General features: G+C 74.0%; 14 protein-coding genes and 1 pseudogene. 9 read left to right on the top strand and 6 right to left on the bottom strand.

From position 1 onward, the window contains the following. The first annotated feature begins 328 nt into the window (after positions 1-328). Positions 329-637, top strand: a complete 309-nt coding sequence (locus GCL84_RS26185; RefSeq protein ID WP_156758230.1) for a DUF4193 domain-containing protein — start codon at positions 329-331, stop codon at positions 635-637. A 100-nt stretch (positions 638-737) separates the two neighbouring features. On the opposite strand, the gene GCL84_RS26180 is transcribed toward GCL84_RS26185, so the two are convergent. Then, positions 738-1,229, bottom strand: a complete 492-nt coding sequence (locus GCL84_RS26180; protein ID WP_156758229.1) for a DUF3093 domain-containing protein — start codon at positions 1,227-1,229, stop codon at positions 738-740. A gap of 24 nt (positions 1,230-1,253) precedes the next feature. Here GCL84_RS26180 and dut point away from each other — a divergent pair, with 24 nt between their 5' ends. Then, complete coding sequence (gene dut / locus GCL84_RS26175) at positions 1,254-1,721, top strand: dUTP diphosphatase (protein WP_156758228.1); 468 nt, start codon at positions 1,254-1,256, stop codon at positions 1,719-1,721. Between the two features lie 69 nt (positions 1,722-1,790). Then, complete coding sequence (locus GCL84_RS26170; RefSeq protein ID WP_156758227.1) at positions 1,791-2,456, top strand: DUF3710 domain-containing protein; 666 nt, start codon at positions 1,791-1,793, stop codon at positions 2,454-2,456. Here the strand turns inward: GCL84_RS26170 and GCL84_RS26165 are convergent. Continuing rightward, complete coding sequence (locus GCL84_RS26165) at positions 2,453-3,190, bottom strand: alpha/beta fold hydrolase (protein ID WP_235926737.1); 738 nt, start codon at positions 3,188-3,190, stop codon at positions 2,453-2,455. The two genes, GCL84_RS26170 and GCL84_RS26165, sit on opposite strands and share 4 nt — an antisense overlap. Positions 3,191-3,285: 95 nt before the next feature. On the opposite strand from GCL84_RS26165, the gene GCL84_RS26160 reads away from it, so the two are divergent. From GCL84_RS26160 to GCL84_RS31070, 3 genes and pseudogenes are all read left to right on the top strand, one after another. Beyond that, positions 3,286-3,672, top strand: a complete 387-nt coding sequence (locus tag GCL84_RS26160) for an OB-fold nucleic acid binding domain-containing protein (RefSeq protein WP_156758226.1) — start codon at positions 3,286-3,288, stop codon at positions 3,670-3,672. Between the two features lie 13 nt (positions 3,673-3,685). Continuing rightward, complete coding sequence (locus GCL84_RS26155; protein ID WP_156758225.1) at positions 3,686-4,453, top strand: DUF3159 domain-containing protein; 768 nt, start codon at positions 3,686-3,688, stop codon at positions 4,451-4,453. 12 nt (positions 4,454-4,465) lie between these two features. Further along, a pseudogene (locus tag GCL84_RS31070) lies at positions 4,466-4,585 on the top strand (acyl-CoA desaturase); the annotation flags it as partial. Positions 4,586-4,639: 54 nt separating this feature from the next. Here the strand turns inward: GCL84_RS31070 and GCL84_RS26150 are convergent. Together GCL84_RS26150 and GCL84_RS26145 are read right to left on the bottom strand one after the other, a co-directional pair. Continuing rightward, positions 4,640-5,299, bottom strand: coding sequence for a potassium channel family protein (locus GCL84_RS26150; RefSeq protein ID WP_156758224.1), 660 nt, complete (start codon positions 5,297-5,299; stop codon positions 4,640-4,642). A gap of 2 nt (positions 5,300-5,301) precedes the next feature. Beyond that, positions 5,302-5,964 (bottom strand): potassium channel family protein, encoded by a 663-nt coding sequence (locus GCL84_RS26145; protein WP_156758223.1) that lies wholly within the window; start codon positions 5,962-5,964, stop codon positions 5,302-5,304. A gap of 100 nt (positions 5,965-6,064) precedes the next feature. On the opposite strand from GCL84_RS26145, the gene GCL84_RS26140 reads away from it, so the two are divergent. Together GCL84_RS26140 and GCL84_RS26135 are read left to right on the top strand one after the other, a co-directional pair. Further along, positions 6,065-8,080 carry an APC family permease gene (locus GCL84_RS26140; protein WP_156758222.1) on the top strand — a complete coding sequence of 672 codons (2,016 nt, stop codon included), beginning with the start codon at positions 6,065-6,067 and terminating at the stop codon, positions 8,078-8,080. Further along, a complete protein-coding gene (locus tag GCL84_RS26135) occupies positions 8,077-9,273 on the top strand; it encodes a class I SAM-dependent RNA methyltransferase (RefSeq protein ID WP_156758221.1) in 1,197 nt (398 codons plus the stop codon). The genes GCL84_RS26140 and GCL84_RS26135 overlap by 4 nt, the downstream gene beginning before the upstream one ends. Here the strand turns inward: GCL84_RS26135 and GCL84_RS30750 are convergent. Both GCL84_RS30750 and GCL84_RS26125 read right to left on the bottom strand, forming a co-directional pair. Next, positions 9,264-9,998: a hypothetical protein gene (locus tag GCL84_RS30750; protein ID WP_156758220.1), complete on the bottom strand. Its 735-nt coding sequence runs from the start codon at positions 9,996-9,998 to the stop codon at positions 9,264-9,266. The two genes, GCL84_RS26135 and GCL84_RS30750, sit on opposite strands and share 10 nt — an antisense overlap. 40 nt (positions 9,999-10,038) lie before the next feature. After that, positions 10,039-13,398: a hypothetical protein gene (locus GCL84_RS26125; RefSeq protein WP_156758219.1), complete on the bottom strand. Its 3,360-nt coding sequence runs from the start codon at positions 13,396-13,398 to the stop codon at positions 10,039-10,041. Positions 13,399-13,404: 6 nt separating this feature from the next. Here GCL84_RS26125 and GCL84_RS26120 point away from each other — a divergent pair. Beyond that, on the top strand, positions 13,405-14,100 hold a 696-nt coding region (locus GCL84_RS26120), incomplete at its 3' end, for a hypothetical protein (RefSeq protein WP_197523516.1).

Here is a 14,100-nt window from a genome sequence, read left to right as displayed (position 1 = left end):
TGCCCGCTCGATCGCACCACGTCGAGGCAGGTCCGACAAGGGGCCCTCCCCGATCGTGGGCGCCGGGACACAGCACGGACACGGCTCGGACACGCCACTGGGCGGGGTGTGCGCACCCACGGACCCCATGGGCTACCCTCTGGCCGCTCCGGTGGCGGCGGGGCTCGGCCGGGATCATCTTCGCTGTTCCCGGACGTCTGTTCCGGGCACCGGACCCCACCGTCGCCGGCGAGACCTCCGTCACGCGAATGGGCGGGCACAAACTGGGGCTGTGGATCGTTGACCAGCGGCACGACCCACATCCTGAAGGACCGCAGGGGTGAACTAGATGGCGACCGACTACGACGCACCACGGCGCAGCGAGGCCGACGACCTCGCCGAGGACTCCCTCGAGGAGCTTAAGGCGCGCCGCAACGAGAACCAGTCCGGCGTCGTGGACGTCGACGAGACCGACACAGCGGAGAGCTTCGAGCTGCCGGGCGCGGACCTGTCCGCGCTCTCCGGCGAGGACCTGACTGTCCGCGTCGTCCCCAAGCAGGCTGACGAGTTCACCTGCTCGAAGTGCTTCCTGGTGCACCACCGCAGCAGACTGGCGGAGGACAGCGGCGGCACCTACATCTGCCGCGACTGCGCCTGAGCCAGGCTCGGCGAACCGCCGAGACCCCGCCGCGGACGATCAGGACCAGCACGGCCAGGGAGCCGGGCGCCTCACCCGAGGCGCCCGGCTCCCTGGCCGTTCACGCCGTGCTGCGGGCCCGCAGCGCCGCGGCCAGCCGCTCGGGGTGCCGGGTGGAGAACAGCCAGTACGGGGTCGGGTCCGCGGGGTCCTCCACGCGCACCCGCACCACCGGGCCCACCCAACCGCGGTGCGCGACGAACGCCGCCGGGTCCAGCCGCCTGCCGAGGACCTGGCGCTTGTCGTCCTTGCCGAACACCTCGACCTCGCCGACGTGCTCCAGCGGCAGGTTCGCCTCGGCGACGAGCAGCTTGCCGTCGCGCACCCGCACCGGCGTCCGCCCGGCGCGCCACAGCATCACCAGCACCAGCGGCAGCACGATCACGTAGGGCAGCCACGCCCGCACGCCGGGGTAGCCCATGTGGATCTCCGCGGCGAGGAGGGCGCCTGCCAGCAGGGGCAGCGGCCACCAGTACCAGGTGACGTGCAGCCGCTCGGCGTAGGCGGGCGGGGAGGTCGCTTCTGGGCGCGTGCCGCCCGAGGAGTCGGTCACGGCACCAGGGTAGTCTCGCCGCTCGTGTCCGTCGTGGAGGTCCCGCTCGTCCACCTCGATCCCGGGGTCCCGCTGCCCGCGTACGCCCGTCCGGGTGATGCGGGGGCGGACCTGGCGACGACGACCGACGTGGTGCTCCAACCGGGTGCCAGGGCGGTCGTGGGCACCGGGGTGGCGCTCGCGCTGCCCGCGGGGTACGCCGGGTTCGTGCACCCGCGCTCCGGCCTGGCCGCCCGCACCGGGCTGGGCATCGTCAACGCGCCGGGCACGATCGACTCCGGCTTCCGCGGCGAGGTGCTGGTCTGCCTGGTCAACCACGACCCGGTGGAGCCGATCGCACTGCGGCGCGGGGACCGGATAGCGCAGTTGGTGGTGCAGCGGGTCGAGCAGGCGGTGTTCCGCGTGGTCGAGGCGCTCGACGACACCGAGCGCGGAGCCGGCGGGCACGGGTCGACCGGCGGGCACGCTGTGCTCACTGGACAGCAGGACTAGCTTGCATGACTGGGGGACCGGCAGATCGGCCGGTCCGCCGCGCACGAGGGAAGTCGGGACGGAGGAGCAGTGGCACTGTTCGGTCGCCGCAAGGGCGCCGTGGGGCACGGTTCGGGCGCGGCGCGTCGGGACGAGGTCCTCGACGACGTGGACACCGTGGACGCCGACGACGACGGCGAGACGGGTCCCTACGACGAGGCTGACGCCCCCGACGACCAGTTCGCCCGGCTCGACCTGGGCTCACTGCGAATCCCGGTGCCCGACGGCGCCCAGTTGCAGGTCGAGATGGACCCGGCCGGGCCGGTGCGCGCGGTGCACATCCTGACCCAGCTCGGCCAGCTCACCCTCAACGGCTACGCCGCGCCGAAGTCGGGCGGGCTGTGGAAGGAGGTGTGCGGCGAACTCGCCGAGCAGCTGCGCGCCGACGGGGCCACGGTCCGCAGCGTCGTCGGCGACTGGGGCCAGGAGCTCTCGGCCTCGCTCGGTGAGGTGCAGTTGCGGTTCATCGGCGTCGACGGCCCGCGCTGGATGCTGCGCGGCGTGGTCGCTGGCCCGCCGCAGCTCGCGGACAACTCCGCGATGGGCCTGCGCGAGCTGATCCGCAACACCGTCGTGGTCCGCGGCGGGCAGCCGATGCCGGTGCGCACCCCGCTGCAGATCGACCTGCCGCAGGCCATCGTCGAGCACATCGCCGCCGCCCAGCAGGGCGAGCAGCAGCCGGGCCAGCCCGGCTAGCCGGGCTGGAAGGTCTGCCCGGAGCGGGCGCGCAGCAGTCCGAGCACCGCGGCGCGCCCGAGCGCCTCGCGGTCGGCCCCCATGATGTCCAGGCGCGTGGTCGTCAGCGCCGCCCTCGGCAGCGCCCGCGCCCACCGCCTGGCCACCTCGGTCGGGTGCACCGGGTCGTCGAGGCAGGTGGCGACCCCGGCGGGCACGTCCAGCCGGGCCAGCTCCTCGGCCGTCGGCGCGGCGTGGCCCGCGGCGGCCAGCATCGAGTCGGCCAGCGCGGGGCCGTAGCCGGTCCACGCGCGGGTCAGCTCCTCGGCCAGCCACGGCGCCACCCCCGCCACGGCGGTCTCCAGCGCGGCCTCGACACCCCGCGCCCGCACGTCCGCCGCGCCGTGGGTGGCGGCGACCGCCGCCGGGGCCTCGTCGGGCTCACCCGTCCAGCCCGGCAGTGCCAGCAGCAGACCGGCGCACCGGTCGGGGTTGCGGCCCGCCCACTCGGCCGCCAGGTGCGCGCCCAGCGAGATCCCGCCGACCAGGACCGGGCCGTGCGCCGCGGCCTCGTCCAGGGCCGCCAGATGGGCCGTGAGCAGGTCGGGACCGGGCTGGGGGCGGGGCGCCACGAGCCGCACGCCGACGATCGCCAGCGGGCGTTCGAACACGGCCCGGACGAACCGGTCGTCGGAGCCGGTGCCGGGCAGCAGCACGGCCGTGTGACCGCCGGTGCGCGGCTGTGTCACATCCACGTTGCGACCCCCTATTGCGCGGCTCTGGGCACGGTTACGCTGATTGTGCATGGATCGGTGTCGGGGCCGGTCCCCACTACCAGGAGCGGTGCGACATGGGCCTGTCGACGGCCAAAGGGGACGGGTACTGGCACCGTCTGGTCAAGAAGCTCACCACGGACGTGGCCGAGCTCGACGCGGACGACCTGTCCGAGCACGCCGCGGCCCAGGGGGCCCGCCGAGCGTGCGATTGCAGCTCCGGTGAGGTGGTGACGGTCTACGGCCGCCTGCGCAGCGTGGAGCTGTGCCCGCTGGACGCGGCCGCCACGCTGGAGGCGGAGCTGTTCGACGGGACCGAGGGCGTGACATTAGTCTGGTTGGGGCGCCGCCGGATCGCGGGCATCGAGCCCGGTCGCACGGTCAAGGCGCAGGGCAGGCTCGCGGTCCGCAACGGCCGCAAGGTGCTCTACAACCCGTACTACGAGCTGCAGACGGCTCCCTGACGAAATCGGTGACATGACCCGACCGGCCCCCGAGGCGGACCCGGACAAGTCCAGCCAGACACCCCCGGACGAGTCCAGCCAGACACCCCCGGGGCAGGACCCCGTCGACGAGGAGCGCGCCCCGACGCTGCTCGAGCAGATGGGCGGCATCGGCGGCCTGATCTACTCCTCGGTGCCGGTCGTGGTGTTCGTGCTGGCCAACACCTTCTTCGGGCTGACCGTCGGCATCTGGGCCGCGATCGGTGTCGCGGTGGGCATCACCGTGCTGCGGCTCGTGCGCAAGGAGCCGTTGCAGCCCGCCTTCTCCGGCTTCTTCGGCGTGGCCATCGCGGCGTTCATCGCCTACCGCACCGGCTCGGCCAAGGGGTTCTTCCTCTTCGGCATCTGGACCAGCCTGCTCTACGGCGGGGTGTTCCTGGCCTCGGTGCTGGTCCGGTGGCCGCTGGTCGGCGTCATCTGGTCCACCCTCAACGGGCACGGCCGGGGCTGGCGGCGCGACCGCAAGGCCCGGCTGGGCTACGACATCGCCACGCTGACCTTCGTCGCGGTGTTCGCGGCCCGCTACGTCGTGCAGAAGTGGCTCTACGACGAGGACCTCACCGGCTGGCTGGCGTTCGCCCGCCTGGCCATGGGATACCCCCTGTTCGCCATCGCGCTGGCGGTGACGGTGTGGGCGGTGCGCCGGGCGCAGATCCGGCACACCGCACAGGAGGTCGAGCAGCGCGAGACCGACGCCGAGGTCGAGGACCGACTGCGGGAGAAGTACGCCGACCCGGCGTGACCGCAGGTCCCGGTGAGTCGTGGCCAGGTCGACATCTCCGCCCGGGTGATCCGGCTGTTCGAGAAGGCGGGCTGGGCCTGGGGCGTGCGCTGGCCGACCCCAGCCGGGCAGGCCACGCTGCGCGCCGCCTGAGCCCGCCCCGCAGGGGTGGGGTCTCCCCCGGAAGACCCGGGAGAGCCCGTGCGGCTAAGGCGCGTCGAAGGCTTTGCGGATCTCGCCCTCGACGTTCGCCGAGGCCACGAACAGCAGCTCGTCGCCGCCCTCGAGCGGGTCGTCGGGCTGCGGCACGATGACCCGCCCGCCGCGCAGGATGGTGACCAGCGCGGCGTCGCGCGGCAGGTGGATGTCGGCCACCGGGCGGCCCGCCCACCGGGTGTCCTCCGGCAGCGTCATCTCCACCAGGTTGGCCTGGCCCTGGCGCAGGGTCAGCAGTTGCACCAGCCCGCCGACGCTCACCGCCTCCTCCACCATCGCGGCCAGCACGCGCGGGGTCGACACCGCCACGTCCACACCCCACGCGGAGTTGAACAGCCACTCGTTGTCCGGGTGGTTGACCCGCGCCACCACCCGCTTCACCGCGAACACCGTCTTGGCCAGCAGCGACACCACCAGGTTGACCTTGTCGTCGCCGGTCGCGGCGATGACGCAGTCGCACAACTGCAGCCCGGCGTCCTCCAGCGAGGCCAGCTCGCAGGCGTCGGCCAGCACCCACTCGGCCTGCTCGACGGTGTGCGGCTCGAACTGCCGCGCCTCCCGCTCGATGAGCATGACGTGGTGCTCACCGGCCAGCAGCTCCGCGGCGATGGACCGGCCGACGGCCCCGGCCCCGGCGATCGCGACCCGCATGCCTACCCCTCCTCCGGCGCCTGCGCCGCGGCCGCGGTCACGTCGCTGACCGTGCCGGACAGCGCGGCCACGTACACCTGGTCGTCGGCCTGGATGACCGTCTTGGTCTCCGGCAGCACCCCGGTGCCGAACCGGATGATGAACGCCACCCGCGAGCCCGTGGCCTGCTGGAAGTCCTTGACCGTGCGCCCGACCCAGCCTTCGTCGAGGGGCACCTGCAGCAGCGCCACCTTGCCCGTCGGGTCGCGCCACGCCGAGGCGACGCCGTCGGGCAGCAGGGTGCGCAGCAGCCGGTCGGTCGTCCACGGCACGGTGGCCACGGTGGGGATGCCGAGCCGCTCGTAGACCTCGGCGCGCTTGGGGTCGTAGATGCGGGCCACGACGTGCTCAACGCCGAAGGTCTCCCGCGCCACCCTGGCGGAGATGATGTTGGAGTTGTCGCCGTTGGACACCGCGGCGAACGCCGCCGCCCGCTCGATCCCGGCCTCCACCATGACCTGGCGGTCGAACCCGGGACCGACCACCTGCTGCCCGTGGAACTCCGGCCCCAGCCTGCGGAACGCCTGGGCGTCCTTGTCGATGACGGCCACGGTGTGGTCCAGCCGTTCGAGGGCGGTGGCCATCGAGGCCCCGACCCGACCGCAGCCCATGATCACCACGTGCACGCGCACCCTCCCTTGTCGATGACCCCCGCCTGCGGGACTCGCGACGAACCTACCGGCCGCTGGGCCGAAACGGTGACGGGACCGCCTACGCTGTGCCCCCGTGTCCAAGTTCTCCACCGCGGCCAAGCGCCTCGTGGTCGGCAGGCCGTTCCGCAGCGACCGGCTGGCGCACACGCTGCTGCCCAAGCGCATCGCGCTCCCGGTGTTCGCCTCGGACGCGATGTCGTCGGTGGCCTACGCGCCGGAGGAGATCTTCCTGGTCCTGTCGGTGGCCGGGCTGTCCGCCTACACGATGGCCCCGTGGGTGGGCGTCGTGGTCGTGGTCGTCATGCTCACCGTCGTCGCCAGCTACCGGCAGAACGTGCGCGCCTACCCCTCCGGCGGCGGCGACTACGAGGTCGCCACGGTCAACCTGGGCAAGCAGGCCGGGCTGACCGTGGCCAGCGCCCTGCTGGTCGACTACGTGCTCACGGTGGCGGTGTCGATCGCCGCGGCGATGGCCAACATCGGCTCGGCCATCCCGTTCGTGGGCGAGCACAAGGCCGTGTTCGCCGTCGGCGCGATCGTGCTGCTCACCGCGGTCAACCTGCGCGGCGTCCGCGAGTCCGGGGCCGCCTTCGCCATCCCGACCTACGCGTTCATGGCCGGGATCGTGCTCATGATCGCGTTCGGCCTGTTCCGCGGCGTCGTCCTGGGCGAGGACATGCCCGCCGAGTCCGCCGGGTTCGACGTGCGCACCGAGCACGGCGAGCTGGCGGGCCTGGCCCTGGTGTTCCTGGTGCTGCGCGCGTTCTCCTCCGGCTGCGCCGCGCTGACCGGCGTCGAGGCGATCTCCAACGGGGTGCCCGCGTTCCGCAAGCCCAAGTCCAAGAACGCCGCCAGCACGCTGCTGCTCATGGGCGGGTTCGCCGTCGTCATGTTGATGGGCCTGATCGTGCTGGCCCAGTTGACCGGCGTGCGCATCGCCGAGGACCCCGAACACCAGCTCGTCGGCGCCCCGGCGGACTACGAGCAGAAGACGATGGTCGCCCAGATCGCCGAGGCGGTGTTCGCAGGCTTCCCGATCGGGTTCTTCTTCATCACCGTCGTCACCGCGCTGATCCTGGTGCTGGCCGCCAACACCGCGTTCAACGGCTTCCCGGTCCTGGGCTCCATCCTCGCCCAGGACCGCTACCTGCCCCGCCAGCTGCACACCCGCGGCGACCGGCTGGCCTTCTCCAACGGCATCATCGGCCTGGCCGGGTTCGCGATCGTGCTGGTCGTCGCGTTCGACGCCGAGGTCACCAAGCTCATCCAGCTCTACATCGTGGGCGTGTTCGTCTCCTTCACCCTGAGCCAGACCGGCATGATCCGGCACTGGAACCGGTTGCTGGCCGACGAGACCGACGAGGCCGAGCGCCGCCGCATGCGCCGCTCCCAGGCCATCAACGTGCTCGGCCTGGCGATGACCGGCTCGGTCCTCGTGGTCGTGCTGATCACGAAGTTCCTGCTCGGCGCGTGGATCGCCATTGCCGCGATGGCGGTGATCTACCTGCTGATGACCGGCATCCGCCGCCACTACGACCGGGTCGCCGCCGAGCTCGCCCGCGCCGAGGGGGAGCGCGACCGCAAGTTCGTGCTGCCCTCGCGCGTGCACTCCATCGTCCTGGTCTCCAAGCTGCACCTGCCGACCCGGCGCGCGCTGGCCTACGCCAAGGCCACCCGCCCGGACGTGCTGGAGGCGATCACCGTCAACGTCGACAACGTCGACACCAAGCGGCTGGTCTCGGCCTGGGACAAGGAGGGCTTCCGGGTGCCGCTCAAGGTCATCGAGTCGCCCTACCGCGAGATCACCAAGCCGGTGCTGGACTACGTCCGTCGCATCCGCACCGACAACCCGCGCGACGTGGTCACCGTGTTCATCCCGGAGTACGTCGTCGGCCGGTGGTGGGAGCAGGTCCTGCACAACCAGAGCGCGCTGCGGCTCAAGGGCAGGCTGCTGTTCCAGCCGGGCGTGATGGTCACCAGCGTCCCGTGGCAGCTCGCGTCGTCGCAGAAGGTCGCCGAGCGCGACGTCGTGGCCCCCGGCGCGGTGCGCCGGGGCCTCACCGCAGAGGGCAAGGAGCAGGGCAAGTGAGCGAGAACTGGGTCGGACGACGCATCGAGGTCGAGGTCGGCGCCGTCGCCCACGGCGGGCACTGCGTCGCCCGCGCCGACGGGCGGGTGGTCTTCGTCCGGCACGCGCTGCCCGGCGAGCGCGTCGTCGTGGAGATCACCGAGGACAAGGGCGGCTCGTTCTGCCGCGGCGACGCCGTGCGGGTGCTCACCGCCTCGCCCGAGCGGGTCGACGCCCCGTGCGAGCTGGCCGCCCCCGGCGGCTGCGGCGGCTGCGACTGGCAGCACGCCTCGGCCGCCGAGCAGCGCAGGCTCAAGGCGGTCGTGGTCGCCGAGCAGCTCCAGCGCCTGGCCGGGCTCGACTGGGACGTCGAGGTCGAGGAGCTGGCGGGCGGCCTGGAGCACTGGCGCACCCGGGTCCGGCTGGCCGTCGACCGCGCGGGCCGGGTCGGCTTCCACCGGCACCGCAGCCACTCGGTCATCCCGGTGCGCGAGTGCGTCATCGCCGCCCCCGGCACGGTCGACGTGCTGGTGGAGCGCTCCTGGACGCCGGGCTCGTCGGTCGAGGTCGCCATCGACGCCACCGGCCGCACGCACGCCAGCGAGGTCGTCGGCAAGCGCGGCACCCGGGTGCTGGGCGGCCCGGTCGCGGTGGAGCGCGCCGCCCGTCGGGAGTGGACGCTGGACGCGCGCGGGTTCTGGCAGGTGCACCCGGACGCCGCGGACCTGCTCGCGGAGGTCGCGGGGCAGTGGGCCGCCCCGGCCGAGGGCGCGGTGGCCTGGGACCTGTACTCCGGCGTCGGCCTGTTCGCCTCGGTGCTCGGGCGCGCGGTCGGGCCCGGGGGCGAGGTGATCGCCGTCGAGTCGTCGCGGCGGGCCGCCGAGGACAGCGCCGACAACCTGGTCGACATGCCCTGGGTGCGCACGTTCGCGGGCCGGGTCGAGCACGTCGTCGAGTCGGCGTCACTGCCAGACCCGGACGTGGTCGTCCTCGACCCGCCGCGCAAGGGCGCGGGCCGCCCGGTGGTCGACGCCATCGCCGCCCGCGCCCCGCGCCGGGTCGTCTACGTCGCCTGCGACCCGGCCGCGCTGGCCCGCGACGTGGCGCTGTTCGCCGGGCACGGGTACGCCCTGACCGGGCTGCGGGCCTTCGACACCTTCCCGATGACCCACCACGTGGAGTGCGTGGCGCTGCTGGAACCCGCTCAGGCCTGACGGCCCTGGGCGGGCGGCCCCCACGGTTCTGGTCCGCGCCGGGGCGGGATCGGGGTGCGCCCCCGGTGCCGGGGCCCGGCCGGGCGCGGCGGGAAGCCCGACGGCGGGGTGCCGGGCGCGGGCGGCGGGAAGCCTGGTGGTGGGGTGCCGGGGGGTGGCGGGGCCGTCGGGCGCCGCGCGCCTGCCTGGTGGGGCGCGGGACCCGGTCCGGGCGTCTGGGCGCTCATCGGGCGCGGCGGTGTGGGCGTGTCCGGCACGGGCTCGACCGGGCGGGGCGGCAGGCCCGCGCGGGCGCGCAGCCAGTCGGGGGTGTTCGCCTCGTCGCGCGGGTGCTCGCGCAGCTCGTCCTGGAAGCCGATGGGCGGCGGCACGCGCCGCCACACCGGCTCCAGGTTCGGCTCGCACTCCCAGGTGTAGGAGCCGTCCGGGGAGATCTCGTAGATCGCGCTGAGCCAGGTGCCCTCGCCCGGTCGGTACATGGCCCGCCGGATCCGCCCCAGGCCCTCGACGACCTCCGCGGGCGGGCGCACCAGCCGGGGCGCGCCGTCCGCCCCGGCGATGATCAGGTCGACCTCGATGTGCCTGCCCGCCGAGCGGTACTCGGCGCGGATGTGCGTCCAGTCCGGTCCGGCCGCGCGCACCAGCGCGCGACCGACCTGCTTGGTCATCCGCTTCACCGACACGCCCTCGCCCCCGGGCGTGCCTGTGCCGTCCGCTGTAGTCATGCCGACCCCCCGGTCCGTCCCCCATCGTGCGCGGGAGACCCTACCCGGTCCGGTCGGCCGCCAGCGTCGGGTTCGGACCGAATGACAGGCCGAGTTGGAACGGGTGCATCCCCCAGGCGTCGACGGCGAACCCGGTCAGCGGGCCCGCCGCGCGCAGCGCCACGTCGGTCACCGGCGAGGCGAGCACCTGGCCCTTGGTCGCCACCGGCTGCCGGTCGACCCAGATCGGCGCGCCCTCGGGCACCGGGGAGGCCTCCACCACCGAGAACGACTGGCCGTCCGGGCCGGGGCGCACCATGATCAGCACGCACGGGCGCAGCGGCACCTCCCAGCCGCCGGTCTCCACCGCGATGAACTCCCCGCGGTCGGACGCGGCGCGCACCGTCTCACCCAGCCACGCGTACAGCTCGGCCCGCGCCTCCGCCGTCGCCGCCGCGCGCGCCTGCTCCTCGGTGGCCTGGTGCAGCTTTACCGACTCGCCCGCGACCCCGCCCTCGGCGTTGCGGAAGCGGTCCATCAGCAGCATCGTGCCGCTGACCATGTCGACCGCGGCGACCTCGCGGAAGCGCTGGGTGTCGATCTCGGTGCGGGACACGATGCCCTGGCCCAACCGGTCGAGGAGCTGCCGGGGCGACTCGACCCGCCAGTAGGTGGCCCGGCCGTCGTCGTGCCACAGCGGCAGGAACCCGGCCACCGGCAACCCGAGCGCGACGACCTCGAGCATCGTGCCGGACTGCACGCCCTGGGCCTTGCCCGGCCCCGACACGACGTTCTCCGCGCGGGCGCCGGACTCCTCCGCCAGCTCGTCGAGCTCGTCGGCCAACGGGTCGTCCGGCTCGGTGAGCACGTCATCGGCGGGGGTGTCGGCGGGGTCGGCGCTCTGCTCGGCAGGCGCCTGCTCGACTGGCTCGCCGAAGAGGGGGACGTCGGGTTCCTGCTCGGGCGTGACCTGCTCGACCGGCTCGCTGAACAGCGAGACGGCTGCCTGCTCCGGCTCGGGCCGCGGTGGTCCAGGGACGTCCGCAGTGGAGTCGGTGGGCTTGTCCGGCTGGCGCGTGATGTCCAGCTCGCCCTGGCGCGGGTGCCAGGGGCGGCTGCGGCCGTCGCCCGCGCGGGGCGGGCGGACCAGGCGCCCGGGCGGGGTGGCCTTGCCCTTGGGCTTCTCGAGCTGCCGCTTCTCCTCGGGGGCCTGCTCGCCGCCCCCACCGAGCGCGGTCGGACTGTCGGCAAGGGACTGCTTGAACGGGATGCGCACCCCGCCCGCCCGCCACGGGTGCCACGGGCGCGCGGGCCCCTCCTCGAGCGGCGGCAGCTCGGACTTGAGCTCCGGCTCCTCTTTCTTCTTCTTGGCGGCGGGCGGCAGCGTCAGCGGGACCGTCATCCGCTGCCGCACCGGCAACGGCGCCGCGTTGTCGTCCGCCTTGAGCACCAGCGGCGGCTTGGCGTCCATGTCGAACAGCGCCGACTCGCCGAGCTGGATGACCGGCACCGGCTGCACGTGCCGCACCGTGGGCGGCAACTGGGCGGGCGGCGCGACCTGCCGCGCCTGCTGGGGCTCCTGCGGGGCTTGCTCCGCTCGGGCCTTGGCCGCCTGCCTGCTCGCTTGCCGCTGTGCTGATGGCTGCCGGATGGGTACGGGTTGGGCGGGTGGCGTGGGCTGGTGGGGGTCTGCTTGTTCGGTCGGCTCGTTGGGCAGCGGGCCGTTGCCTCGCGTTGCCTGGAGCCTGGCTGCTTGCCGCTGCGCTGATGGCTGCCGGATGGGCATGGGCTGGGCGGGTGGCGTGGGCTGCTGGGGTTCTTGGGTGGGCTGCGGCTGTTCGACCGGCTCGTTGAACAGCGAGACGTCGCCCTGCTCTGCCTGGACCTTGGCCGCCTGCCTGCTGGCCTGCCGCTGGGCTGAGGGCTGTCGGATCGGCAGCCGTCCCGCCCCACCGCCACGTCGCTCGGACAACGGCGGCAGCGGCAGCGGTGCGGGCTCGGTCAGCCACGGCCGGACCGCCGCCACCCGCCCCCCGAGCCACGGCTGCCCGTTCTCCCCCAAGCCGGGCGCGGGGCTCTGCCGGCTCGCCACGGGCTGCTCCACCGCCTGCGGGGCGGCGTCGTCGCCCGCGTGCGTCGGGGCGACCTGCTCGGCTGTCTGGGGGAGTGTGCCCTGGTGCGCGGTGGTCCAGCCAGCGTCCTGCTGGACCGTGCCGGCTGAGTCCTCCGCGGTGGTCGGCTGGCTCGCTGCGTCCCGCGTCCCGTTCGGGCTGGGCGCGTGCCCGGGGTCCGGGGTGGGCGTGCTCCGGTCGGGGACCGGCCGACCCGCCACGCCGTTGCCTGCCGGGGGCCAGGCCGACCCCTGGGCGGCCACCGCCTGGCCGACGTTCTGCCACGCCGCCCGCTGCCCCGGCTCGAACGGGGAGGGGCCGGGCAGGGGGTGGACGGCGTCCTGGCCCGGCTGGCTGGTGAACGGCTGCGCCTCGCTCGGGTCGAAGGCGGGCTCGGCGGGCTCCTGGGCCCAACTGGGCCGGGCAGGCGCGGCGCCGTCCTGCGGCCTGGCCTGCTTGGCCGAGGTGAAGAAGCTGCTCACCTGCGTCGCCCGCATGGCGTTGCTGGTCGAGTTGGTCACCGACTCGTCCTCGGCCGCGTCCGGCTGCCCGGCCTTGCCGGACAAGGAGAAGGTGCCGCGCTGCTTGCCCATCGCCACGGCAAGCCACTGCCGGAAGCCGCGTTCCTTCTTGCGGTGCGAGGCCCCCTGGCGCCCGGCCGGCTTGGCCTTGTCCTGCTCCTCGGCGGGCTGGCCGAACGACGCGGCGTCGGGGAACGGCTGCCCCTGGTCCGGCTGCCGCGTCCCGTACGGGTGCTGTGGGGCCCCCTGCCCGGTGACGACCCCCTCGATGATCTGCGGCAGCTCCGGTGTCACCGGTCCGGCGACAGCAGGCTGCTGCGGCGCCGCCTGGATGAACGGCGGCGCCTCGGACGCCTGCGCCGCGGGCTGCTCCGCCGCCGCCTGCTCCTCGGCGACCCGCTGCTCCTCCGCCGCGACCCGGGCCTCCTCAGCGTCGGCCAGCGCCGCCGCCTCCTGCCGCCCAGCCTCCGTCGCCCCCAACGAGATCGGCGACATCCGCAGCGTCTGCTCGCCCACGTCGGGCTCCCGCACCCCGAGGACCGGGGCGATCAGGTCCGGCGTCCGGAACGGCGTGTACGGCGCGAGCGCCTTCTCCCACTCCTGCACATCGATCTGGAACTGCCGCGGCGTGAAGTCCAACCCGGTCGCGATCTCCGCGGTGACACCTTCGGAGTCCTGCCGCGGCCCCTCCGCCTGCTCGGCGGGCCGCTCGACCGCCTGCTCAGGCGCCCCGACGTCATCCGACTGGCTGACCGCCGCCTGCTGTGCCGGGACAGGACGCTCGGACACGGGCACTTGCTCGGCAGGGGACTGCTGCTGGCCAGTAGCCGCTTGCTGGGCCGCGGCCTCCTGCTCGACAGCGGCGGCCTCTCGCTGAGCGAGGGCGGCTCGCTCGGCGGTGCGTGCTTGTTCGGCGGCTGCGGCTTCTCGTGCGGCGGCTTCTTGTTGGGCGGTGCGTGCTTGTTCGGCGGCTGCCGTCCGGATGGCCTCCGCTTTTTCGGCTGCGGCTGCTTGCTCGGCGATGCGTGCTTGTTCGGCTGCGGCTGCTGCTTGCCGGGCTGCGGCCTCTTGTTCGGCGATGCGTGCTTGTTCGGCTGCCGCCGCTTCCCGCGCGGCGGCCTCTTGCTCGGCGATGGCCGCTCGCTGGGCGGCAGCCGCTTGTTCGGCGGCCGCTGCCTCGGCTGCGGCCTTTTGCTGGGCGATCCGCGCTTGTTCGGCGGCTGCTTGCTGGGCCGCGGCGGCGAGCTGAGCCACGCGCGCCTGCTCGGCTGCCGCTTCCTGCTCGGCGATGCGGGCCTGTTCGGCGGCTGCCGCTTCCCGCGCGGCGGCTTCCTGCTCGGCGATGGCCGCTCGCTGGGCGGCAGCCGCTTGTTCGGCGGCTGCCGCTTGCTGGGCTGCGGCTTCTTGTTCGGCGATGCGTGCTTGCTCGGCTGCCGCCTCTTCCTGGGCGACGCGCGCTTGTTCCGCCATCGCTGCCCGCTGGGCTGCGGC

Origin of the sequence: Actinokineospora pegani (assembly GCF_009745975.1) — a bacterium.
GTDB classification, from domain to species: domain Bacteria; phylum Actinomycetota; class Actinomycetes; order Mycobacteriales; family Pseudonocardiaceae; genus Actinokineospora; species Actinokineospora pegani.
The sequence above is the reverse complement of the archived record's forward strand: the minus strand, read 5'-3'. Positions and strand labels throughout refer to the sequence as shown.

Bases quoted from the DNA above. Each gene is read 5' to 3' on its own strand.
- GCL84_RS26160 (WP_156758226.1), top strand. From the start codon at position 3,286: ATGGGCCTGTCGACGGCCAAAGGGGACGGGTACTGGCACCGTCTGGTC.
- GCL84_RS26155 (WP_156758225.1), top strand. From the start codon at position 3,686: ATGACCCGACCGGCCCCCGAGGCGGACCCGGACAAGTCCAGCCAGACA.
- GCL84_RS26150 (WP_156758224.1), bottom strand. From the start codon at position 5,299: ATGCGGGTCGCGATCGCCGGGGCCGGGGCCGTCGGCCGGTCCATCGCC.
- GCL84_RS30750 (WP_156758220.1), bottom strand. From the start codon at position 9,998: ATGACTACAGCGGACGGCACAGGCACGCCCGGGGGCGAGGGCGTGTCG.
- GCL84_RS26185 (WP_156758230.1), top strand. From the start codon at position 329: ATGGCGACCGACTACGACGCACCACGGCGCAGCGAGGCCGACGACCTC.